The following is a 23,287-nucleotide window of genomic DNA, read 5'->3' as shown; positions in this document are numbered from 1 at the left end:
GGATGAATCGTACATGGACCAATTTCAAACCCGTGAGGAACGCGGGATTCATGTTCATGTCTTGCCGACAGACAAGTTTCGCATGAACACGATCGTCGCGACGTTTACGCAAGAGCTATGCGAAGAGACGGTGACGCCGTTAGCTTTGCTTCCCTACCTTTTAAACAGAGGCTCGGAGCAATACCCGACGCCAGAAAAATTGCAGTTGGCGCTCGACGGGCTGTATGGCGCCTCGCTGTTCGCTTCGATCGATAAAAAAGGAGAGCGCCTGGTGGTGGATTTCTCGATGAACGTGCCGAATGAGAAATTCCTCAAGCAAGGAGAAGGTCTGTTTCAGAAGGCGCTCGGCATCCTGTCCGATGTGATGCTCAGACCGCGCACCGAGGCGGACGGCTTCTTGGCCGAGTACGTGCAGGCAGAGGTCGAGCAACAAAAGAAGCGCATCGCTGCGGCGGTCGATGACAAGATCAATTACGCGGGCGACCGATGCACCGAGGAGATGACCAAGGGAGAACCATATGCGATCCCGCGCCTCGGCTATGCGGAAAAGCTGGATGATGTCACGCCCCAGTCGCTCTATCAGCTGTATCAAGATGTGCTGCGCACCGCTCCGATCCATATCTATGTGATCGGCGATGTGCAGCCAGAGGAAGTGTTCGCCCCGATCTTCAGCGTATTCGATATGGAGCGTGAGCCACAGGTTGATTTCGCTCCGGTCAAGATCGTTCATGAGACGAGCGAGATCAAAGAGGTGGTCGATCGCTTCGATGTGGCGCAAGGGAAGCTGAACGTCGGGATCTGGGCAAACGTGGCGTGGGAATCGGAAGACTATGCGGCGATGCAGGTGTTAAACGGCCTGTTCGGTGTGTTCCCCCATTCGAAGCTGTTCGTCAACGTCCGCGAGAAGCATTCGCTCGCATACTACTGCATGTCTCGCTTGGATGGGCACAAGGGGGTCATCACCATCTTTGCAGGTGTCGAGATCGACAAGATCGAGCAGGCGCTCGCGATCATCAAAGAGCAGTTTGAAGCGATCAAGAAAGGCGAGATCAGCCAAGAGGAGATGGAGTTTACGATCGCAGGCTTGGTCAACGCGTACAAGACGGCGATGGACACGCCGACTTCGATCGCCGACTTCCACCTGAACGGGCTGATCGCAGGTCGCATCCGCTCCCGCGAAGAGATGATCGAGAAGTTCCAACGCGTGACGATCGAAGATGTGATCCGGGTGGCGCAAGGCATGCAGTTTGACACGATCTATACGCTGCGCAATGAGGAGGGAAATCACGATGCGTGAGATTCGCAATGAGCAATTAAAACTGTCGGCGTTCTACGATCAGCTTGAAAACGGGCTGGATGTATTCGTGATTCCACGAGCGGGCTTTAAGCAGACCTACGCGCTGTTCGCCACCAAATACGGTTCGATCGACCGCGAGTTTGTCGTGCCAGGTGAAAGCGAAGCGACGATCGTCCCAGATGGTATCGCACACTTTCTGGAACACAAGATGTTCGAACAGGAAAACGGCGAGGACGTGTTCAATACGTTTGGTCGCTATGGTGCGATGACGAACGCCTTCACCTCGTTTGACACCACCGCCTATCTGTTTCAAAGCACCGACAATATCGATCAGAACTTGACCGTCCTGCTCGACTTTGTGCAAGCGCCCTATTTTACCGATGAGAGCGTGGAGAAGGAGAAAGGGATCATCGAACAGGAGATCCGCATGTATGATGACAACCCGGACTGGCGCGTCTACTTTAACTTCATCGAAGGGCTCTACCAAGTGCACCCGATCGCGATCGACATCGCCGGCACGGCGGAGACGATCCAAGAGGTGACCAAGGAGACGCTGTACAAGTGTTACAACACGTTCTACCATCCGAGCAACATGTCGATCGTCGTCGTTGGCGATGTCGACCCGTTGCACACCCACGAGCTGATCAAAAACAACCAGGCAGCGAAAGATTTTCAGCGTCAGCCGGAGATTGAGCGCATCATGGTCGAAGAGCCGCGCGAGGTGCGCCGTGAGCACCATATCGAACGGATGCAGGTGTCGATGCCCAAGCTCCAATTCGGCTATAAGGATATGAGCCGCCCTGTCGGTAAAGAGATGATCATCAACGAGTACGCGACTTCGATCGGTTTGGAAGCGCTGATCGGGAGAAGTTCGGCGCTCTTTAATCGCATGTACGAAGAAGGTCTGGTCGACAAGCGCTTTGGCTGGTCGTACGAGGGAACGCCTCGCTTCGCCCACTCGATTTTCGGCGGGAACACGAAAGATCCGGATCGCGTCTTGCAACTGGTTGAAGCGGCGTTCGCAGATGCGACCCAAAATGGGATATCCGCAGCCGACTTTGAGCGAGCTCGCAACAAGATGATCGGTCAGATGGTCGCAACACTCGACTCGGCGAAAGGCATCGCCCGCTCCTTCTCCTCCTACTTCTTCCGCGATGCAGACTTTTTTGACATCATCGGCGTGATGGAAGGATTGACGCTCGAACAGGTCAACCAACGGTTGCGCGAGCATCTGGTTCCGGAGATGCGCACAGTGTCACTCGTTTTGCCGAAAGAGATGTAAGCATCGGAAAAGCCAGCACGCAGATCGACTCTGCGCGCTGGCTTTTTTTTGTTCAAAAGGCGATTCTTTTATTCTATCAATTATTTGAATAATAAGAAAAGTATTGATTGCTAGTTTTGGTGGTGATATTATTGTAAACACAGAGTTACAAATGAATGAAGGGGGTGGACAGAATGGAGAGATTCTGGATCACGATCGTTGAGTCCTAATCGCTACCAAGGCTGAAAAGAACTTGTTCTTTTCAGCCTTTTTTCAATCAAAATGACCTTTTGGCGTTGTTTAGCTGGACAGGAAGAAGCGCAATGGGGTGCAAGTTCATCCGTTCCAGACGGTTCCTCTGCTCAGCGGTGGCTTATGTGGCAGATCGTTCGCTGGAGCTCAAATTGATTGCTTTTATATAAATTAGAAAATTGAAAAAACACTATTGATCTATTTTATAAGTTCAATATATAATGACATTGTAATAGAAGAACATCGAATATCGAAGGAGGTGAAAGACATGTCGCGCAACTGGATCATCCTGGAATAGTTCAATGTTTTCTCAGGCTGGGAGGAGTCGCTCCCTCCCAGCCTTTCTCCTTTCTGTTAGACTCTTCGAGTTCGCATACAAGAGATTGAGAAGCGTGAAGGTGAAGGAGGATTTTTGATGACTCAGTTGGACAAGAAGGAATTGCCGTTTGTCAGCCTCCCGAAGATGTGGATTTATCTCTATCCTTACTTGCAGCGCACCGAGCTTTCGGTGAACGATGTGCGAAAGTTTTTACAGCAACCAGCTCCTGAGCGAGGGAAGAAAACGCTCTACATGCACGTCCCATTTTGTGACACGATCTGCACGTTTTGCCCGTTCGTTCGCTCGACCAACTATCAGGATAAACTGCAGCCGTATGTGGACGCGCTGATCAAAGAGTTGAAGGCGATCGCCAGCACGCCGCGGATTCAAGGCGTGGCGCTCGACGCGATCTTCGTTGGCGGGGGGACTCCCTCTGTCCTCTCCCCCGATCAGATTCACCAGATCGGCGAGACGATTCACCGCCATTTCAAGCTGAAGCCAGGCTTTGAATGGACGTTTGAGGTAGAGGCGAAGAGCGCAACGGAAGACAAGTTAAGGGCGATGGCCGAAAACGGCGTAAACCGCATCTCCTTTGGCGTTCAGACTTTCAATCCGAAATTCCGCAAGCTGTTCAATCTGACCGCTTCGCATGACGAGATCAAGCGCACTCGCGAGCTGGCGGGCAAATACTTCAAAGGATTTAACATGGATCTGCTCTACCAGTTGCCCGGTCAGACGGTCGATGAGATTCACGAGGATCTGCAGCATGCGGTGGAGCTGAACACGACGAGCATCGACGCGTATCCGCTCGACTACACGATCACTTCGAAAGGGTTTTTGCAGCAGATCAAAAAGGATCGGATTCCCAAGCCGCCCAACGCGCACGAAAAGGTGGAGCAGCAGGAGGCGGTCACCCACTTTCTGGTCGAGCATGGTTACAAGCAGGAGTTTATCTACACGTTCATTCGCCAAGATGCGGAACATCGACGCTTCGTCTTCGGAGAGACGCTGTACGGTCATTATGAGGACGAATGCATCGGCGCCGGCCTGTCCGCCTTCTCGTATCAGGCGGGGATGGCCTATCGGAATTTTGATACGGTCGAGCAGTACATTCGCGCGGTGGAGACGAACGGTCTGTCTGTCGATGTGGCCAACGAATATCATGCGCGTGAGAAAGGCCTGATCTACTTCCCGAAACGGATGGTGATCGACATCGAGGATATCGATCGCCTTGAGCTCGATGCTCACTACTATGAATTGCTCGATCAGTTTGAGGAAAAAGGGCTGATCGTGCGAGAGGGGAACCAGATCAGGCTGACCCGCGAAGGCCAGCCCTGGTATATGAACATGATGGTTGAAATGTTGCCAGATCGAACGCGCAACCTGCACGAGCGAATCGCGTCGACGCTAAACGAGAGAGCCGACTTCACGTTTGATGAGGAGTTGATCATGTTCACGTAAGCGGTTGTGCAGACCAGCATGCAGAATTTTTGACTGCATGCTGGTATTTCGTTGCCCGATTCATAACTACGAAAGGAGCTCGCTTCATGGTACCCGCTGCAGAGCGAAGACCCAGCCTGTTTCGCAACCGCAATTTTACGATGCTCTATCTCGGACAACTGGTCTCTCAATTTGGTGATTGGTTTCGAACGGTGATCATGCTCGTCATCCTCTATGAGCTGCATCCGTCCGAAGCGGCTGTTGGCGGCATGTTTATCGCCAGCACGTTGCCGATGCTGTTCGGCTCGATCCTCGTCGGACCGCTGATCGATCGGTGGAACAAAAAGCACATCATGATCACCGTCGACATTCTGCGATTTTTCACCTTGATGCTCGTCATCTATGGCGTGGAACAAAAGTCACTTTGGATCATCTATATCTGTTCGGCGATCGCCAGCCTCTTCTCATCCGCTTTTCAGCCGGCTCGCACGGCGATCATTCCGGAGGTGATCGACAGCCAGGATACGGTCCGCGCCACCTCTTCGTTTGCGATCCTCACTTCGATCACGATGGTGACGGCAAGCGCTTTAGGCGGTTTTGCTGCCGATCAGATCGGGGCGCTGCCGATCCTCTGGTTTGACGCGATCTCCTATCTGGTCTCCGCGCTCTTCATCAGCCTGATGAGCTATCGACCGCGGGTGCGAGTGGCGAAAGCGCATGTGCCCTATTTTAAACAGATCAAAGAGGGGCTCGATTATGTCAAAGGGTCGCCGCAACTGCTCTCCGTGTTCTGGATCACCTTTGCCCGAGATTTTGTGCTCGGCTTCGTGTACATCCTGTTTTCGATCTTTGTGCTGGAAGTGGTTCAGGCCGGAAATACGGGCATGGGTGTCGGCTACTCGGTGACAGCGATCGCCTATCTGCTCGGAGCTTGGCTGATCAAATGGTATTTTCGGAAGAAGTCGTTCAGCGACGAATCTTTCTTCAAGATCTTCTTCCCTTTCCATCTGCTGTATGGCATCGGACTCGGCGTGATGTTCTCGATGACGAGCTGGTTTTGGTTCCTCTTCGTGTTAGTAGTCGCCTACATCTTCGCCTCAGGTGTCAACATCATCATCGAGACTTCGCTGATGACCTACTCGAAGGCGGAAAACAGAGGGCGAGTCGTCGCCTCTTGGCTCTCGTCGTCTCGACTGGCCTATGCGATCTCGCTTCCGCTCTTCTCGGCGATCGGCGGATACATTCCGACTCATCTCGGCGGTTATCTGCTGACCTTTATCTGTGCGCTCTCCGCGCTGATCCTGTTCATCTGGCTGAGGGCGAAGCTTAAGCAACATCCAACTGCAACAAAACCCGGACTGGAAGCGTAGTCCGGGTTTTTCTTTTGCCTCGTGGATAGGAAAAATTTACATCTCGGTAAGAAAGAATTTTTAGGATGTGATTGAACCTCTGTGTGATAATTTCACTCACCCTTAAATACAGATATAACGAGAGGAAAAAAGGGAGGTGTTGAACATGCGTGAGTGGATCTCGGTTGTAGACGATCCGAAGTAAACGGCAGCGCATCGTACCTGACTGGAAAGGGGGTGACGAGCATGCGTGAATGGCTCCCGGTTTTTGGCGATACAAGTGGCGGTGTTGTTGCATAATCGATCGCAGTTTTTAGTCGACCAGAGCGAGAGAACAGGTAGGAGTCAATGGCTTTCCGTGATCGGAGATCCGGATGGCACCTATTGATCGACACCGTTTCTTGCCTGACTGGAAAGGGGGTGACAGGCATGCGTGAGTGGATCATCGTAGCAGCGTAAAGATCATCTGCAACCGATCGGGGACGGTCAGGTAAAAGGGGCGACAGGCATGAATGGCTCGTGATCGCACCAGCATTCAGCAGTCGCTGTCGCTGGAGAGGAGGTGTCGATCATGCGGGAATGGCTGCCGGTAGTGGAACTGTAGTAAGTCGCCAGTCTGGGGAGATCGCCATCAGCGACTGCCCTCTGCACCATCGCTTGAAGCAGTAGGAAAGAGGGTGTCGGGCATGCGGGAATGGATTCCGATTGTAAAAGCGTAGTCCCCACCGTGAGTCTTTTCGCGCCGATGGTCGCCTTCGATGCGGAGATGATGGTCAGCGACGATCGCATCTTTGCACAGCATGCATTTGAAAAAAGGGAGGTGTCGGGCATGCGTGAGTGGATTTCGGTGGTAGAACTGTAGTCGCCGATGTCGTGCTTTTCGACGCTCCGTTCGAGTAGCCCGGCTCGCCGGAAATGGCGTTCGGTGCGAGTTGAAGCTGCAGGGAACAGCTTTGTTGCTCCGTGGAGGTGTTGGCTATGCGGGAATGGCTGGTCATCAACTGAGGTCATTTTGCGGCAGTCTGTAAGTTCTGATCGGGTGCTGGGAACTCGCCAATCGATCGTGATCGAACTTGAGCGATCCCTGTGCGGCTGAAGCGTTCGGGAGGGCGGAGCGAGCGGAGGAGCGATCCATCATCTGGGTCACAGCGTTCTCTGGTGAGCAGTCTGTTCCGAAGCTTGCGATCAGATCTTCGCTGCTTCACATAGCGGTTGCAAGGCTCTTCACATAATGCTGACAGGGGGAAGCGCCCCTGTCAGCACTGACCATGAAAAGGGGGTACTTACCAAGATGTCGCAGCACAACGCATTGCCCTACAAAAAACTGCCGAACATGTGGAATTATCTTTACCCGTTTATTTCGGCAGGTCCCAATCCGGTGGAGACCGTTAGCCAATTTTTAAACTCGACGCGCACGCCGTTGCCAGGAACGAAGTCGCTGTATGTTCACATTCCGTTCTGTGACACGATCTGCACGTTCTGTCCCTTCATCCGTTCGACCAACTATCAGGATAAGCTGCAGCCGTACGTCGATGCGCTGCTCAAAGAGTTGAAAGTCATCGCGGCAACGCCCTACATCTCCCAGTTTAAGCTGGATGCGATCTATGTCGGAGGTGGCACGCCGTCTGTGCTCTCGCCGCAGATGATCGAAGATCTCTGCACGACGATCCAAGAGAATTTTACGCTGACCGACGATGTGGAGTTCAGTTTTGAAGTCGAGGCGAAGAGCGCTACGGAAGACAAACTGAAAGCGATGGCGGCTAACGGTGTCAACCGGATTTCGTTCGGCGTGCAGACATTCAATCCCTACTACCGCAAAGTGTTCAACCTGACCGCCACGATCGATGAGATCAAGCGAACTCGCGATCTGGCCGACAAATATTTCAAGGCGTACAACATGGACCTGCTCTATCAACTGCCGGGGCAGACGATGGAACAGCTGCATGAAGATCTGGAGCAAGTGCGCCAGCTGGCCACCACCACCGTCGATGTCTATCCGCTCGAATATCTGGTCACCTCAAAGGGCTTTTTGAACATGATCAAAGCGGGGAAAGTCCCCGAACCGCCAAAAGCGGACGACAAAGTGTTGCAACATCAGTTTGTTAACTCGTACCTGCTCAATCACGGGTATGAGCAGACGCATATCTACACGTTTGCTCGTCAAGATGCGAAATACAAAGAGTTCAGGTTCGGCGGCACGATCTACGGCCGCTACGAGGACGAGTATATCGGTTGCGGGCAGGCGGCCGCCTCCTACCTCAGCGGCCTGTCGCACATGAACAGCGCGAAGACGGACGAATACATTCGTGCCGTCGAGAACGGAACGCTGCCCGTCATGCGAGCGAATGAATATCAGGCGAAAGAAAAGGGCCTCATCTACTTCCCGAAGCATATGAAGGTCAGCATGGAATATCTGCGCCAACACGACCTCCCATCCGAGTATTGGGAGAAGCTTGAGAAGTTGGAGACGATGGGCTTGGTCGAGCAGAAAGAGGGAATGTTGCACCTGACCGAGCTCGGGAAGATCTGGTACATGCATGTGATGATCGAACTGCTGCCAGACGATCAAAAGAAGATCTACGACAGCTATGTGGAGACGCTGCAAGAGGATCGGGAGTTTTACGAAAACACAGAACTCGCGGTCATCCAATAGGCAACTGCCAGCATGAAGCGCTCGCACGCTTCATGCTGGCCTTGCGTGCCTACAGCCAAAAGGGAGGGTTGAACATGTCGACCGCAACGCAGGAGAAGTTGCCTTCTCCGTTTAAAAACCGAAATTTTACGATGCTATATTTCGGACAGATGGTCTCGCAGTTTGGCGACTGGTTTAAGACGGTCGCCCTGATCTCGGCGATCTACGCGCTGGTGCCGAAAGCGGCATCGGTCGGCGGCCTGTTTATCGCCAGCGTCCTGCCCGTGCTGTTCGGCGGGATCATCATGGGGCCGCTGGTCGACCGTTGGAACAAGAAGTATATGATGTTCTGGATCGACATCCTGCGGGCGGGCTCGACGATCGGCATCATCTGGGGATGTCTGGCGGCGAACGTCTGGCTGATCTATCTGTTTATCGTGTTGGGCAGCTTTCTCTCCGCCGCCTTCGCGCCGGCGCGAGCGTCGATGATCCCAGAGATTTTGAAAGAGCAAAACATCATTCAAGCCACCACCTCGATGGCGTTGCTCACGTCGACGACGATGGTGGTGGCGAGCGCGCTGGGCGGCTTCTTGACCGTGTGGGCAGGGGCGATCAACGTCTTGTACTTTGACGCATTCTCCTATCTGGTCTCAGCCGTGTTTATCGCCATGATCAAGTACACCCCGCTTGCGAAAAAAGGAGGGCCGCGCTTGCCCTATCTCAAGCAGGTGCGCGAAGGGATCGACTTTGTCAAAAAGTGTCCGCAGCTGGTCAGCGTGTTTTGGCTCCAGTTCTGGCGCGACTTCTGCCTCGGGTTTATCTACATCCTGTTCCCGCTCTATGCGCTCAACGAACTGCAGGCGGGCGACATCGGGGTCGGACTCGGCTATTCGGTGACGGCGGCCGCATATGTGATCGGTGCGTTCCTGCTCAAGCAATACTTTAAGAAGAACAAGTTTGACGACAGCGCCTATTTCAAAATCTATTTCCCCTCGAACATGCTGTACGGCATCGGGCTGGGCGTGATGTTCGTGATCCACAACGTCTATCTGTTTTTCGCCGTCATGCTGCTGGCGAACATCTTCCAATCGAAGGTGAACGTGATCACCGAAACGTCGCTGATGACCTACTCCAAGCCGGAGCTGCGCGGGCGAGTGGTCGCCACCTGGCTTTCCATGTCCCGCCTCGCCTATGGGATCTCGCTTCCGCTCTTCTCTGTGATCGGCGGATACATCCCGAGCAACTATGGCGGCTTTATGCTCGGCGCGATCTGCGTGATCTCGGCGGCGGTGCTGTTCCTGTGGCTAAAAGGCAAGCTGTATCAGAAATCGCTCACCGAGGAAGCGGGCACAGCCTGAGGGAGATCACCTCGAACAGCGCACAAGGCACCTGTGATCTGCTCTGCGCTCCGCAGAAGCGAAAACCCCCAAACGCCACGCGAACGTGGCGTTTGGGGGTTGTTTTGGCTGGGCTGACTCCACAGGCGTCAAGCCAACTTCCAGTCGATCTCGACAGCGTAGGGAATCGGATCTTTCACGCCCGCCTCTTGAAACCCGCGGATGCGCAGCGCACAGGATTCGCAGACGCCGCAGGATGGGTCGGTGCCAAAGTAGCAGGAGTGGCTCAGGTGAAGCGGGGCGCCAAGCTCGGTGCCGAGCTTGACGATCTCCGCTTTGGAAAGGAACTGCAGCGGAGTTTTGATCGCGATCCCTGCACCTGATACACCGGCGGCGGTGCCTTTGTTGATCACTTCTTGGAAGGCGGCGATAAAGTCGGCGCGGCAGTCCGGATAGCCCGAATAGTCGAGTGCGTTGACGCCGATGTACATCGCGTCCGCACCGATCGTCTCCGCGTAGGATAAGGCGATCGAGAGAAAGATGATGTTGCGCGCCGGAACGTAGGTGACGGGGATGTCCTGCTCGTCCCCGCTGCGTCCGGTGGGGATCTCCTTGTCCGCATCGGTCAGCGCGGAACCGCGAATCAACCCTTTCAGGTCGGCGATAAAATGGCGATCTTGCACGCCGTAAAAAGCGCTCGCCCGTTTGGCCGATTCGAGCTCGATCGCCGCCTTTTGCCCGTAGTGGAAGGAGAGCGGGTACAGCTCATATCCGTCCGCTTGCGCCACCGCCATGCAGGTGGTGGAGTCAAGCCCGCCGGAGAGGATGATGACCGCTTTTTTGCTCATGTGCTCACACTCCTCGCTTGTCTTTGTCCCAGACGATCTTGTGCAGTTGCAGTTGGAAGCGCGCATCCAACCGGTCTTCGAGCACCCAGTTGACCAACTCGACCGGCTCGATCTCGCCAAACACGGGGGAGAACAGCAATTGATATCCCTTTTGCGGATCGAGGCCATGTTGATCGATCAGGGCGGTGCACCATTCATAGTCGGCGCGATCTCCGACGACAAACTTCACCTCGTCGCGCTCAGGCACCAGATGTTGCAGGTTCGGCAGGTGCATCTTGTCGCTCATCCCCGAGGAGGGAACTTTCATGTCGACGATAAAGCGTTGGCGCGGATGCAGGTTGAATTTGGAGATGTCGATCGAGCCGTCCGTCTCGATCGACACTTCATACCCTTCGGTTGCCAGCAGGTCGAGCAGCGCTTGCATTTCAGCGCGGGGCTGAATCAGCGGCTCCCCCCCGGTCAGGCAGACGCGCTTGCAGGCGAGGGAGCGAATGCGTTCCATCACGTCCTCCGGCGTGATCGCATCCCCTTCGTAATAGGAGTAGGTCGTATCGCAATAGGTGCAGCGCAGGTTGCAGCCGGTGAAGCGAACGAAGATCGTCGGCAAGCCGGCCGACGATGTCTCACCTTGAATCGAAAGAAACAGTTCATTCAGCCGCATCGTAATCCTCCCGCGTAAGCTCCGCATAGCAGGTCGGCGTTTCCCACAGCCGCACGCGCATCAGTCGGCAGGGAGAGCTGTCGGCGATCTGGCCCAAATAGGTGTCGATCAGCTGGAAAAAATGAAAGACCATGTTTTCGGCCGTCGTGTGAAAGTCCATCAGATCATTCAGGAAGCGATGATCGTATTTGGAGATGATCTGTTCATTTACGATCTGTTTGATGTCGCCAAAGTCGACGACGATGCCGCGCAGGTCGGTGCGGCCTTTGATGGTGACTTCCAATTTATAGGTATGGCCATGCAGGTTTGCGCATTTGCCAACATAGTCGTCCAAGCGGTGTGCCGAGTCGAACGTAAAGATTTTGGTGACCGACACTTCTCGGTTGTGGTAGGGCGTTCTCGTCATCAGGGCTCGTCCTCTCCAAAAAAATAGATTCAACAACCACTATAGCAAAAAGTGGCGAAGTTCGTCACTGGAAAATCGGACTGACTGTAGTATGCCTGAAACTTGTGGTTCTGACCCGATTCTTTCCCTCTTATACTTTACAGTGCGACGAGTGGGTTGCATTCTCCGGCCGATTTGGTTCACAATAACATACGGTAAGAATGAAAGTGGAGGGGAACAAATGGCAGGTACTGCTGAACACGACGCACAGATCCAGGCGTTCGGAAATTACCTGGAAGAGAAGAAGAAATCGCCAGGAACGGTGCAAGGGGTATTGCTCGATCTTGGTCAGTTTGCCGATTTTCTAGCGCGGCGGGACAGAGCGTTCCAAGCGCTAAACGAGGAGGACGTCAATGAGTTTGGCGGCGAACTTCGGCAGGGGGGAAAGTCGGAGAAGCTGATTCATCGCAAGTTCAAGGCGATCAAATCTTTCTACAAGTTCCTCGAAGCGCGTGGGGACTCGGGCGATATGGAGGAGACGATCTCCGAGAGCAGGTCCTACATTCTCTCGTTGCCGCGACCGCTTACGATCGACGAGATGAAACGCCTGATCATCGCATGTTCTGATGTCAGACGCCGAACGATCTTTACGACGATGTACGAGACGGGGCTTCGTCCAGACGAACTGCGCAGACTTGAGCAGGATGATATCAACTGGGATGATCTGTATCTGGTGGTCAAAAACAGAGCGGGTGAGCGAGATCGCTTAGTCTTTTTCTCCCGCAAGCTGAAAGACCTGATGAAAAAATACATTCGCTCCCGCAAGGACAAACTGCCTAACGTTTTTGTCGATGAGAAGGGGCCGGTCCGCATGGCGAAGCTGCAGGTGATGTTTGCGGAGACGGTGAAAGAGGCGAAGATCGAAGGGCATGTCGCCTTGCAATCCCTGCGCCGCTCGCTCGCTCTGCACATGATCGAGCAGGGGATCGACATCGGGCATGTGGCGCAGATGCTGGGGCTTACCAGCACCAACTCGCTTGAGGTGCTCGTGCCGTCTGGCGGCGTGCGCGCCAATGAATATCAAAAGTTTATCAGCGCATTGGATCTCTAATAGTTGGGAGCGTCCACTGGCGATCACCCCCAGGTGGATGTGAGACAGAAACGCACACTCTCAATGTAACTTTTTTTCGGTAGCTCACGTCTAACAGAAGTAGAGAGACGAGAGCTCAGACAAAGACGAGGAGAGGTGTGATTCGACATGTCTTTGGAAGTGTTTCGGTGGGTGATGTATTGTGCCTACATCTTTTTTGCAATCATGGTATTGGTAAAATTCATGTTTTACAAGCGCAAGGACGATGCGCGAGTCGCCGTCTACTTTTGGGGCGGTCTGCTCTTTCTGTCCTTTGCGATCGCAGACTGCACCTCCTATCTGTTTTACAAGACCGATCTTCACTTCTGGCAGGATGTGATCTTCTTTGCGCTCGCCGCTTGGACGATGTACACCTCGGTGAAAAATCGTCGCGCGGTGGGAGAGCTTGCGGTGGAATCGTGATAAAAAGGGAACTGCTCAGCGAGCAGTTCCCCTTTTTTTACATCTTATAGTGGATGCCGCACAGATCGCGAACGACGACAGAGGCGAGGATGAGACCGGCAACAGATGGGACGAAGGAGATCGACGCCGGCGGGTTTTTCGCTTTGCGCGGCGCTTCGCCCTCTTTGACGTGCTGTGGCACGATCGCTTCGGTGACATCGACGCGCGGCGCAGCAGGTTGTTCGAGCGAGCAGACGACTTTCACGCCTTTGTAGATCCCGTAGTCTTTCAGCTTGCGGCGGATGATCTTGGCGATCGGGTCCACTTTCGTCTTGGAGATGTCCATGACGCGAAATTGCGTCGGGTCCACCTTGTTGGCAGCTCCCATCGAGGAGACGATCGGAATGCCGCGCTTCGTGCACTCGACGATCAGCAAGATCTTGGCGGAGATCGTGTCGATCGCATCGACGACAAAGTCGGGGTTGTAGTGGAAGATCTCTTCTTTCGTCTCTTCCAAATAAAACATGCGCAGCGGCACCACTTCGATGTCGGGCGAGATCTCGTGCACCCGCTTCATCATCACATCGACTTTATCCTGACCGATCGTCGAGGTCAACGCTGGAATCTGGCGGTTGATGTTGGTCACATCCACCTCGTCCTTGTCGACGAGGATCAGCTTGCCGACGCCCGCGCGAGCCAACGCCTCGACGGTGAACGAGCCGACACCGCCCATGCCGAGTACGACGACGGTGCTGCCTTGCAATTTTTCAACGCCCTCAGGGCCGATGACAAGTTCAGTTCGAGAATGCCGTGTTAGCATGATCACAGAAACTCCTTTAGGTTGAATTATCCACTTAGAATCCCCCGAAATAATAACATAATTCCGCTCGGAATGGTACAATAGGGATAGCTTGGGGAAAGGAGTCAAAAAAGATGTTTGAGACGAAGAAGATCGAAGGCGACAAGAGCGCCTTTTATAAAGAGCTGAACACGCAGCTTCGCTATCTGCTCGAAGGTGAGGATGATTATATCGCCAACCTGGCCAACGCGGCGAGCCTGCTCGACGTGCATCTGGAGCGCATCAACTGGGCGGGCTTTTACCTGTGGCGCGATGAGCAGCTGATCTTAGGTCCGTTCATCGGGCGCCCTGCCTGTGTGCGGATTCCGCTGGGCAAAGGCGTGTGCGGCACGGCCGCTCAGCGCTTGGAGACGCTGATCGTGCCAGATGTGCATCAATTTCCCGGCCATATCGCCTGCGACGTAGCTTCCCGCTCGGAGATCGTCGTGCCGATCGTCGTCGATGGCAGGCTGATCGGGGTGCTCGACATCGATGCGCCTGTGGTCGAGCGCTTTGACGAAGGGGATCGCGCGGGGCTGGAGGAGTTTGTCGCCGTGCTCAACCAGCAGACCGACTGGAGCAAAATGTAGGGATTTCTCCTCGCTGTACAACGCAAAACAGGTAGTCTGCATGTGCGGGACTGCCTGTTTTGTTTTGTGTTGCCAAGCGGTTGTCTTGTCGTCCCTGAAGGTGTATCCTTTAAGACGAGTATCTCGTATCTATTATCGATTGTCATAGATTCTGTAAAGATTCTGATGGGGGAAAAAGAGATGAACCTTCAAGAGCGTTACCGACAGATCGAGTCGGTTACGAAGTATAGCAACTACTATTTGGGTCGCTGTTATACGTGGCTGTCGACACCGATCACCGAGCTCGCAGCACGAATGGGTCTGCATCCGAATGCGATGACCTTGATCTCGCTGGTCTTGGGCCTGACCGCGTGCGGCTTTTTTCTAAACGGTGATCGCACGTCGCTGTTGATCGGCGCGGTGATCCTGTACGTCTCGTATGTCCTCGACTGGTGCGACGGGCAGCTGGCGCGCTTCACCGGCAAGATGAGCCCGTTTGGCGGCTGGCTCGATCAGATGTGCGACCGGATCAAAGAGTTCGCCTACGTCTTTTCGCTCGCTTACGGCGCCTATCAGGTGACCGCCGATGTCAGCATGTTCTACTGGGCGCTCTGCGCGCTGTTTTTCCTGTTCTTGCTGGAGTATTACGGGCAGATGAACCGGGCGATTCCAGAGTCGAAAGCGGCGCAGGAGACGGCCGCAGCGTCTGAGCCTGCCACGCCGCAGCTGGGGCGGCCATCTGCCGGCCGTCGCAAGCTGGTCGTCGATTTTTCGATCGATGAGCAGTATGCGGTCGTCTGCCTGCTGGCTGCAGTCGCAGGCGGGCGCTGGACGCTGATCGGCCTCGTCCTGATCGCAGCGCTGTTCGCCATCTACAAACCGCTAAAAGCTTGGCTTCGCTATTTTAGAACGAATTGAGGGAGATATAGGCATGAAAGCTGTCATCTTAGCTGCAGGAGTGGGCAAGCGCTTGGCTCCGATCACACAAACCCTGCCAAAAGCATTGTTGCCCATCGGTTCGGAAACCATTCTTTCCCGCCAAATCCGCCAGTTGGCAGAGCATGGGGTGGAAGAGGTCTTTGTGGTGATCGGGTATGAAGGAGAGGCGATCCGCGAACATCTGGCCGCATCTCCCCCGCCCTGTGACGTGTTCCTGATCGAGAACCCCGACTATCGGACGACCTCGACCGCCTATTCTGCCCTGCTGGCAGAGCCGCATGTGGGAGCTTCCCCGTTCTATCTGCTCGATGGAGATGTGGTGGCAGACGCAGCGCTGTTTGAGAAGCTGGCGGCAGAGGATGGAAATGTGCTGATCTATCAGCCGAAGTCGATCTCCTCGCCGGAAGAGATGAAAGTGTCCCAATCGGGCGACAGCGTCTACCTGTCCAAGACGAGCGAAGGGGAGGCGGCGCTCGGCGAGTTTGTCGGCGCGGCTCGCATTTCGGCAGGGGCGGGCGAAGCGTTTTTTGCTGCGCTACGCGAGCAGTCCCAAGGCTACTATGAAGTGGCGCTGAACATGATCGCAGCGCAGTTCCCGTTCGCGCTGGCGACAGTAGAAGAGGGCACTTGGATCGAGATCGACTTTGTGACCGACTACCTGCAAGCGGTGCGGATGTTCACCGAACAGCGCGAGGGGGTCACCCCGCTGATCTCCGAGCAGATCCTGCTCTGCCCAGGCCCGGTCATGGTATCGAAAAAGGTGAAGTCCGCTCTGCTCCACTCGGACATCGGACACCGAGAGACAGAGTTTATCGAGATCTTGACCCGCTGCCGGGCGAAGCTGAATCAGGCGTACGGCGTCACCGGCAAAGACTATACGAACGTGATCATCACCGGCTCCGGCACGTCGGCGAACGAGGCGCTGATCTCCTCCTACGGCCCAGGGAAGAAGCTGCTGATCCTCTCCAACGGAGAGTTCGGCAACCGGCTGATCGACTTGGCGCGCTGCCATGAGGTCGATCACACGCCGCTTGAGTTCGGCTGGGCGAATCCGATCGATCTGGAGCGGGTGGAGCAGCTGGTCGCGACGGGCGAGTACGACGGTCTGATGGTCGTCCATCATGAGACGTCCTGCGGCATGCTCAACCCGATCGATCAGATCGGCGCCCTGCTGCAAGCGTATCAGGTCGACTTTCTCGTCGATGCGGTCTCTTCGATCGGGGCGGAAGCGCTGGCGGTGGAAAAGGCGAACATCACCTTCTGCACCGCCTCGGCAAACAAAGCGTTGGCCTCGCTGCCCGGCCTGTCGTTCGTCTGCGGGAAAAAGTCGGCCTTCCAAGCGCTGAAAGGGCAAAAAGCGCGCACGCGCTACCTCGATCTGTATCGCCATTACGAGTTTGAGGCGCTGTCCTTCCAGACGCCGAACACGCCGGCCGTCTCGCTGTTCTACGCGCTGGAGATGGCGCTGGACGAGCTGTTGCAAGATACGGTGGCGGAGCGGATGAGACATTACGGCTATCTGGCGAGCCTGATTCGCAACCGGCTGAAAAAGCTCGGGCTGCAGTTTGTGATCGAAGAGGAGCAGATGTCGCGAGTGCTCACCACCGTGTACTATCCGGAAGGGATCGACGTGGAGGAGTTTCACGATTGGGTGAAACAGAACAACTATGTGATCTATCGCGGCAAAGGCCCGTTCTTGGGCAAAGCGTTCCAGATCGCCAACATCGGCCATGTCCGCGAAGAGCATGTGCGCTCCTTCCTCGACATCATGGAGCGCGGTTTCGCCCTGACCCAAACAAAAACTTCTGTGAAGCAGTGAGGAGTAGAGAAGATGAGACTCGTAATTTTGATCGCAGGCGTCGGTTCGCGCCTGCGCCCGCTGACAGATGACCGTCCCAAATGCCTCGTCGAGATCGGTGGAAAGTCGATCTTGCACCGCTTTTTGCAACAGGCGGAAGCGGTCGACGCCTTCCAAGAGGTGGTGCTGATCACCGGCTACCGTCATCAGCAGATCGCCGACGCGGTCGAGGCGTGGAAAGGTTCGCACAAGCTGCCGGTGCGACTGGTGCACAACGAGCGCTACGATGTGACCAACAACGGCTACACCCTGCTGTGCGCGAAAGAATACCTGATGGACGGCTTTGTGCTGACAGATGGCGATCTGCTGCTCGAAGAGGGGATCTTGCATCGCGTCGCAACATCGGCAGACTCGCATCTGGCGGTCGACATGCAGATGAAGCTGGACGAAGAGGCGATGAAGTTCGTGCTCGACGAGGCCGGATACGTCACCGAGCTCTCCAAAGAGATCTCGGTAGAGCGGGGCTTGGGCGAATCGATCGGCCTCTGCAAGATCAACGCTTCCGACGCGGGGGCGGTGGTCGAACATCTCGCCAAGCTGGTTGAACAGGGCGAAGAGAACGAATACTATGAGCGCGCGTTTCAAGAGATGATCGGCGAAGGTTGGAAGCTGAAAGTGGTCGATGTTGGCGACCTGCGCTGGGTGGAAGTGGACGATCACGCCGATCTGAAGCGCGCAGAGCAGATCTTCGGCTAAGACTCAAAAAAAGCGGGTGACGCATGATGGGTCGTTTTTTCCTCGGCATCGCGGTGCCGCCGGATCGATGTGGAGAGGCGCTGGTACGGGTGGAAGATCAGCTCGCTGAGGAGCTGGACGTCAAGCGATGGTACAAGCCAGAGCAGTTTCACCTGACCACCCATTTTCTCGGCGAGCTGACAGACGATCAGGTGGCGAGCTTACTGGAGCGCATCTCGCTCGATGTGCAGCAGTTCGCCCCATTTTCTCTGCAGCTCGACCGTGTGGGATCGTTTCCGCAGGCCAAGGTGGTCTGGTGTGGCGTCGGCGGCGATCTGGCCGCTCTGCATCGGCTGTACGACGTTCTGACGGTGCCGCTGCGGTCGTTTGGCGCCGATCGGTTTCTGCATGACCGCTTTCGTCCGCACATCACGCTCGGCCGCCTGCGAACGGCAGACTCAGCTTGGCAGCCTGCCGATTACACCGACCTGTTCGCAGGGGCGCGGTGGGACGTGACGAGCATCCATCTGTTCGAGTCTGTCTCGGCAGGAGCAGCAGGCCCGCACTATCCGATTCGACACACGTTTCATTTCCCGCAATAAAACAGGCTGATCAGGAACCTTCCTGATCAGCCTGTTTTCGTCTGTTCGCTCCAGATCGCTCGATGATCATCAAAGCGACCGGCTTTTTTTCGCATGTTCGCGCTCCAGCACGTAGATCATGCCCTGCGCGTTCAGCCCGATGTCAAGCTCGATACCGCCCAGTTGGTCGACGATATGTCCTTCCTTTGCCAGATCGGCGCGAATGTAGTCGCGAATCGCTTCCGCAAGCACCGATCCGTCCATGCCGGGGGTGAACAGCTCGCGCGCCAAGCGATCAAAATCGTCCACCGTCTTGCGCGTGCGCGCAAAGGCGAGGCTGGCCGGCTCGGTTGGGCCGAAGTGCGTATGAAAGATGCGATCGACGCCTGGCAGACGCTCCAACTTATCCAGCGAGCTGAACACCGCATCGCGATCGAAGTCGGTCGGCGAGGTGGACGGGAAGATGCAGGTGAAGTCCCAACCGGTCAGCTGTTGCACATAGCGCACGCCCACCGTGTCGCCGGAGAAGATCCCCCGTGCGGCCGGGTCGTGGATGGAAAAATGATGCTTGGCGTGTCCGGGCGTATCGTAAAAGGTCAGCAGATGCCCAGCGCCGAGATCGAGCTGCTCGCCCTCGTCGCGGATCAGCAACCGATCTGCCGGCACGGGGAGCATCTCGCCATACAGCCGTTCCAGCGCGTCGCCATAGACGGCGCGGGCTCCTTGCATCAGTCGCGAGGGGTCGATCAGATGTCGGCCAGCTCGCGGGTGCGCGACCACCGTCGCATGTGGGAAATGGGGCAAAATCGAGCCGACCCCGCCCGCATGATCCAGGTGGATGTGCGTCACGATCACATATTCCACCTGGGCGGGCTCGATGCCCAGCTCGTTCAACCCAGCCAAGATATAAGGGCCTGACAACGAGGACCCTGTCTCGATGATCGCGATCTTGTCACCGCGCACCACATAGCAGGCGGATCGACCGCGCTCCTGCTGTTCCATCAGGTCGATCATCTGAACGCCAGACCCGAGATCCTCCACATAGACTTGCATGTCGTTCACCTTCACTTTCAAGATCATGATGTGTGGCGGGCTACTGGGTGATGTTTGCGCCCGCCCGCTGTCGAGACGCTCCCTCTTTGACCGGCGTCTGCACCGTGTAGCGGGAGATATTGAGCAGTATGCCCATCGAGAACATTTTGACCAACAGCGATGTACCGCCGTACGAGATGAACGGCAGCGGCACCCCGATGACTGGCAACAGCCCTGTCACCGAGCCGATGTTCAGAAACACGGCGATGCTGATCAGCGTCGTAAAGCCGATCGCGACCAGAGAGGCGAAGCGGTTGGGCACGTGCAAGGCGATGTGAATCCCGCGCCAGATCAGCACGCCGTACAGCGCGATCAGCACCAGACCGCCGATCAACCCCCATTCCTCCGAGAGGATGGAGAAGATAAAGTCGGTGTGCGGCTGGGGCAGATAGGAGAACTTCTCGATCGAATGTCCCAGCCCGCGGCCGGAAAAGCCGCCCGTCGCGATCGCAAACATCGACTGCACGATCTGCAGGTTGTCATCGTTGATCTCGCCGGCAAACGGATCGAGGTAGGTGCTGATCCGCGCGCCTCGATAGCCGAGCAGCGCGAGCGGGACCAACACGACGATCCCGGCGATCATCGTGTTGCGCAGGTACTTCCACGGGACGCCTGCTGCGAACATGATCACAAACGGGCAGAGCGCAAACGTCACCGCCGTATCCATGTCCGGCTCCAGAATGATCAGGCCAAACCCGATTCCGATCAGGATCATCGGCGGCCAAAAGGACGCTTTCGGGTTGTCGAGGCGATCCTGTTTGCGCGAGAGCAGGTAGGAGATGTGGATGATGATCGCACACATCGCCAGATCGGAAGGCTGGAAGGTGGCAACCCAGAGGTCGATCCACCGCTTGCCGCCCTCGATCTCAACGCCGATCCCTGGGATGAAGCACATGAGAAGCCCGATGTATGACGCGAGCATCATCAGGCGTGAGAGCTTAAACCAACGCATGAACGAGACGTTCATCGTAAACAGCATGACGAGCAGCCCGAGGACGACCCATCGCAATTGCTTCAAGAAGTAGAAGTCGGTGCTGTTGCCCTCTTTGAGCGAGACACTCTGGCTCGCGCTGTAAATGCAGACCAATCCGAACAATGCCAACAGAATGACAACAACGAACAGCACAAAATCAGGACGATGCCTTTCTAACTTCATGCGCTTCCTCCATATCCGTACATCTACTTACAACTTCGACACGAAATTGCGCAAACCTCTCGTAGAATCTGTTATAATACGTATTTGCAAGGAAAGATTTCGGGGGAAAGGGAGTCTTTCATCATGATCGAAATCAGCCAAGAGAACCAATTTGACGATGCGAGGGACAGGTCGAGACGGTACGGTGTGGATCCGGCAGCATTTCCGGAGATGAAACCGCTCACAGCGAAAGAACTGGCTGAACGCATCTATCACAACCGGCTGCTGCTAGAGTCTGCACTCCCCTATGTGGATCAATTATACCGCACGGTGGAGAGCGAGTGCGTCGTCGCGATCTGCGATGCGGACGGCTATCTGCTCGCCACGCGCGGCGAACGATTGCCCGAGTGGCTGTTGCTGCAACACACGACGCCAGGGATTTGCTGGCGGGAAGATATCTATGGGGCGAACGCCTTGGGAACGGCGCTCGCAGAAGGTCGACCGATCCAGATGGTCGGCGAGGAGCACTATATGGAAGCGCTGCACGGCATGTCCTGCGCGGCGACCCCGCTGTATGACGCGCAAGGCAGTCTGGTCGGGGGGCTGGCGATCGGGTCGTATAAATCGGAGCACAGCCCATACATGCTCGGCACGGTGCTGTCGATCGGACATGCGGTCAACAAGACGATGATTCTCAAGTCGGAGCACTATCGCACATTGCTCCTGCAAGAGAAGATCATCCAGACGTCAAACAATCTGATCGTCGTCACCGCGGATGACGGCTCGATCTTGCACATGAACGATGCGGCCCGCAGCATGCTCGCGCCGAGCGGCGCCGACAAGCTGCAGGAGATGTTTGAAGAGAAGAGCGCAGCCCTTGCCGCCCTGCGCGGTCACAAGGAGCTGACCGATTTTTTAGAGGTGGTCAAAAAGCCGGGAACCAGGGAGCAGTGCTACATCTTCTGGGACGCGCACTGGGTTCAAGATGAGAACAACGGGTCGTGTACGCTGTTGCTCGTCGGGCGCGACATGACCAAGTTTGTCCGGATGGAACGCAGCATCCAGCAGGGGGAGCGCCTCTCGACGATGGGCAAGTTCTCGGCGCAGATCGCGCACGAGATCCGCAACCCGGTCGCTGTGATCAAGCTCGCCATGCAGCTTTTGCTCAAACAGGAAAAGTTCTCGGAAAAGTCGGAGAAAAAAGGCAAGATGATCTTATCCGAGTTGCAACGCATAGAGAATCTGGTCAATCATTTTTTAAATATATCGAAGCCGCAGACGCCGACCTTTTGCGACTGCAATGTGGTCGAGACGCTGCGGGATACTTGCAACCTGATGCAAAACACTTTTTTGCAAGGAAACTTACAGCTGATCGAACAGTATGAGCAGGTGGGGATCATCCGCGCCGACTGCGACCAACTGCAACAGGTGTTTTTAAACCTGCTGAAAAATGCGATCGACGCCACCCCGGAGGGCGGAACGATCGAAGTTGTCGTCCAGAAGGATCGCGCGGAGTCGGAGCAGGTGGTGATTCGCATCTCCGACACGGGACAGGGGATTCCAAACGATCGTCTGACCGATGTGTTCGAGCCCTTCTATACGACGAAGAGCAGGGGGACGGGCTTGGGCCTGTCCAACGCCAAGGCGATCATCCAGGCGCACGGAGGCGACATGACGGTGGAGAGCACCGTCGACTGCGGCACCGTCGTTGCGATCTGGCTGCCCTATCGACCTGATGAGCGGGCGATCGGTTCGATTTCTACGACGGTCACTTAAAAGTTTGTCAGTTTTTCGGTATACTAGGAACAATACGCTTTCTTGGAGGACTCTATATGACAGTCGAACTATTCGATTTCAAATCGGCGCTCAAGCGCACCAAGCTCAACCCTGTACAAAAGATGACGCTGTCCAGCCGCTTCAAAGGGCGCGAATTTCCGATCGCGACCGAGCAGGACAACGTGTATGAGGTCACCTTCGGCGAGACGGTGATCAACATTCGCGCCATCGAGAGCGGGTTGACACCTGATGAGATGGACCTGATCGCCGACATCCTCTCCCGCACGCGCAAAAATGAGCAGAAGGCGATGCTCGACATGCTGACGATGATCCAAGTGTATCCGCTCGCCCAAGAGACGATCGACACGCTGATCAAAGAGTGGGGCGAAAACGGAGTGGAAGCAAAGCTGATCGCCGGCCCTGCACTCGAAAGTGTGACGCCGTAAGAATTGGGAAGGATAAAAAGGCATGCAGATACCCTGCATGCCTTTTTAGTGGAAAGGAGGAGGAAA

Annotated in this window: 22 protein-coding genes; 16 read left to right on the top strand and 6 right to left on the bottom strand. The window is 55.5% G+C overall.

What is annotated here, in order from left to right; translation table 11 throughout:
- Positions 1 to 13 precede the first annotated feature (13 nt).
- From yfmF to ACFSOY_RS17135, 7 genes are all read left to right on the top strand, one after another.
- Positions 14 to 1,297, top strand: coding sequence for an EF-P 5-aminopentanol modification-associated protein YfmF (gene yfmF, locus ACFSOY_RS17165; protein WP_386048715.1), 1,284 nt, complete (start codon positions 14 to 16; stop codon positions 1,295 to 1,297).
- A complete protein-coding gene (gene yfmH / locus ACFSOY_RS17160; RefSeq protein WP_386048713.1) occupies positions 1,290 to 2,579 on the top strand; it encodes an EF-P 5-aminopentanol modification-associated protein YfmH in 1,290 nt (429 codons plus the stop codon). Before yfmF ends, yfmH begins: the two co-directional genes overlap by 8 nt.
- Before the next feature lie 646 nt (positions 2,580 to 3,225).
- Positions 3,226 to 4,590, top strand: a complete 1,365-nt coding sequence (locus ACFSOY_RS17155; RefSeq protein WP_386048712.1) for a coproporphyrinogen-III oxidase family protein — start codon at positions 3,226 to 3,228, stop codon at positions 4,588 to 4,590.
- Between the two features lie 86 nt (positions 4,591 to 4,676).
- The gene (locus ACFSOY_RS17150; RefSeq protein ID WP_386048710.1) at positions 4,677 to 5,939 is read left to right on the top strand and encodes an MFS transporter; all 1,263 of its coding nucleotides are present in this window, start codon (positions 4,677 to 4,679) and stop codon (positions 5,937 to 5,939) included.
- 706 nt (positions 5,940 to 6,645) lie between these two features.
- Positions 6,646 to 6,780 (top strand): hypothetical protein, encoded by a 135-nt coding sequence (locus tag ACFSOY_RS17145; RefSeq protein ID WP_386048708.1) that lies wholly within the window; start codon positions 6,646 to 6,648, stop codon positions 6,778 to 6,780.
- A gap of 429 nt (positions 6,781 to 7,209) precedes the next feature.
- Complete coding sequence (locus tag ACFSOY_RS17140) at positions 7,210 to 8,571, top strand: coproporphyrinogen-III oxidase family protein (protein ID WP_386048706.1); 1,362 nt, start codon at positions 7,210 to 7,212, stop codon at positions 8,569 to 8,571.
- A 74-nt stretch (positions 8,572 to 8,645) separates the two neighbouring features.
- Positions 8,646 to 9,908, top strand: a complete 1,263-nt coding sequence (locus tag ACFSOY_RS17135) for an MFS transporter (protein WP_386048704.1) — start codon at positions 8,646 to 8,648, stop codon at positions 9,906 to 9,908.
- A 128-nt stretch (positions 9,909 to 10,036) separates the two neighbouring features.
- On the opposite strand, the gene queC is transcribed toward ACFSOY_RS17135, so the two are convergent.
- Genes queC through queD form a run of 3 tightly spaced genes read right to left on the bottom strand, consistent with a single transcriptional unit; the run spans position 10,037 to position 11,802 of the window.
- Entirely contained in the window at positions 10,037 to 10,735 is a 699-nt protein-coding gene (gene queC, locus ACFSOY_RS17130) for a 7-cyano-7-deazaguanine synthase QueC (protein ID WP_386048702.1), read from the bottom strand.
- Positions 10,736 to 10,739: 4 nt separating this feature from the next.
- Positions 10,740 to 11,396, bottom strand: a complete 657-nt coding sequence (locus tag ACFSOY_RS17125; RefSeq protein WP_386048700.1) for a radical SAM protein — start codon at positions 11,394 to 11,396, stop codon at positions 10,740 to 10,742.
- Positions 11,383 to 11,802 (bottom strand): 6-carboxytetrahydropterin synthase QueD, encoded by a 420-nt coding sequence (gene queD, locus ACFSOY_RS17120; RefSeq protein ID WP_386048698.1) that lies wholly within the window; start codon positions 11,800 to 11,802, stop codon positions 11,383 to 11,385. The genes ACFSOY_RS17125 and queD overlap by 14 nt, the downstream gene beginning before the upstream one ends.
- A 220-nt stretch (positions 11,803 to 12,022) precedes the next feature.
- Here queD and ACFSOY_RS17115 point away from each other — a divergent pair, with 220 nt between their 5' ends.
- Positions 12,023 to 12,892, top strand: a complete 870-nt coding sequence (locus ACFSOY_RS17115; RefSeq protein WP_386048697.1) for a tyrosine-type recombinase/integrase — start codon at positions 12,023 to 12,025, stop codon at positions 12,890 to 12,892.
- A gap of 147 nt (positions 12,893 to 13,039) precedes the next feature.
- Positions 13,040 to 13,333, top strand: a complete 294-nt coding sequence (locus ACFSOY_RS17110; RefSeq protein ID WP_386048695.1) for a hypothetical protein — start codon at positions 13,040 to 13,042, stop codon at positions 13,331 to 13,333.
- A 37-nt stretch (positions 13,334 to 13,370) separates the two neighbouring features.
- On the opposite strand, the gene ACFSOY_RS17105 is transcribed toward ACFSOY_RS17110, so the two are convergent.
- A complete protein-coding gene (locus tag ACFSOY_RS17105; protein WP_386048694.1) occupies positions 13,371 to 14,132 on the bottom strand; it encodes a tRNA threonylcarbamoyladenosine dehydratase in 762 nt (253 codons plus the stop codon).
- Between the two features lie 113 nt (positions 14,133 to 14,245).
- Here ACFSOY_RS17105 and ACFSOY_RS17100 point away from each other — a divergent pair, with 113 nt between their 5' ends.
- From ACFSOY_RS17100 to thpR, 5 genes are all read left to right on the top strand, one after another.
- Entirely contained in the window at positions 14,246 to 14,740 is a 495-nt protein-coding gene (locus ACFSOY_RS17100; protein ID WP_386048692.1) for a GAF domain-containing protein, read from the top strand.
- A 180-nt stretch (positions 14,741 to 14,920) separates the two neighbouring features.
- The gene (locus ACFSOY_RS17095) at positions 14,921 to 15,637 is read left to right on the top strand and encodes a CDP-alcohol phosphatidyltransferase family protein (RefSeq protein ID WP_386048689.1); all 717 of its coding nucleotides are present in this window, start codon (positions 14,921 to 14,923) and stop codon (positions 15,635 to 15,637) included.
- Positions 15,638 to 15,650: 13 nt separating this feature from the next.
- Positions 15,651 to 17,477 (top strand): aminotransferase class V-fold PLP-dependent enzyme, encoded by a 1,827-nt coding sequence (locus tag ACFSOY_RS17090; RefSeq protein WP_386048687.1) that lies wholly within the window; start codon positions 15,651 to 15,653, stop codon positions 17,475 to 17,477.
- 12 nt (positions 17,478 to 17,489) lie between these two features.
- Entirely contained in the window at positions 17,490 to 18,212 is a 723-nt protein-coding gene (locus ACFSOY_RS17085; RefSeq protein ID WP_386048686.1) for a phosphocholine cytidylyltransferase family protein, read from the top strand.
- A gap of 23 nt (positions 18,213 to 18,235) precedes the next feature.
- The gene (gene thpR / locus ACFSOY_RS17080) at positions 18,236 to 18,793 is read left to right on the top strand and encodes an RNA 2',3'-cyclic phosphodiesterase (protein WP_386048684.1); all 558 of its coding nucleotides are present in this window, start codon (positions 18,236 to 18,238) and stop codon (positions 18,791 to 18,793) included.
- Positions 18,794 to 18,862: 69 nt separating this feature from the next.
- On the opposite strand, the gene ACFSOY_RS17075 is transcribed toward thpR, so the two are convergent.
- Positions 18,863 to 19,852 (bottom strand): MBL fold metallo-hydrolase, encoded by a 990-nt coding sequence (locus ACFSOY_RS17075; RefSeq protein ID WP_386048682.1) that lies wholly within the window; start codon positions 19,850 to 19,852, stop codon positions 18,863 to 18,865.
- Positions 19,853 to 19,865: 13 nt separating this feature from the next.
- Positions 19,866 to 21,020: a putative lipid II flippase FtsW gene (ftsW, locus tag ACFSOY_RS17070; RefSeq protein ID WP_386048680.1), complete on the bottom strand. Its 1,155-nt coding sequence runs from the start codon at positions 21,018 to 21,020 to the stop codon at positions 19,866 to 19,868.
- Between the two features lie 123 nt (positions 21,021 to 21,143).
- Between ftsW and ACFSOY_RS17065 the strand changes: the two genes are divergently transcribed.
- Together ACFSOY_RS17065 and ACFSOY_RS17060 are read left to right on the top strand one after the other, a co-directional pair.
- On the top strand, positions 21,144 to 22,775 hold the full coding sequence (locus ACFSOY_RS17065) for an ATP-binding protein (RefSeq protein WP_386048679.1): 1,632 nt from the start codon (positions 21,144 to 21,146) through the stop codon (positions 22,773 to 22,775).
- Between the two features lie 56 nt (positions 22,776 to 22,831).
- A complete protein-coding gene (locus ACFSOY_RS17060) occupies positions 22,832 to 23,221 on the top strand; it encodes a hypothetical protein (RefSeq protein WP_386048677.1) in 390 nt (129 codons plus the stop codon).
- Positions 23,222 to 23,287: the final 66 nt, after the last annotated feature.

This window comes from Tumebacillus lipolyticus, assembly GCF_042682745.1.
Classification (GTDB): Bacteria; Bacillota; Bacilli; order Tumebacillales; family Tumebacillaceae; genus Tumebacillus_A; species Tumebacillus_A lipolyticus.
This window is presented reverse-complemented; position numbering and strand designations above follow the sequence as displayed.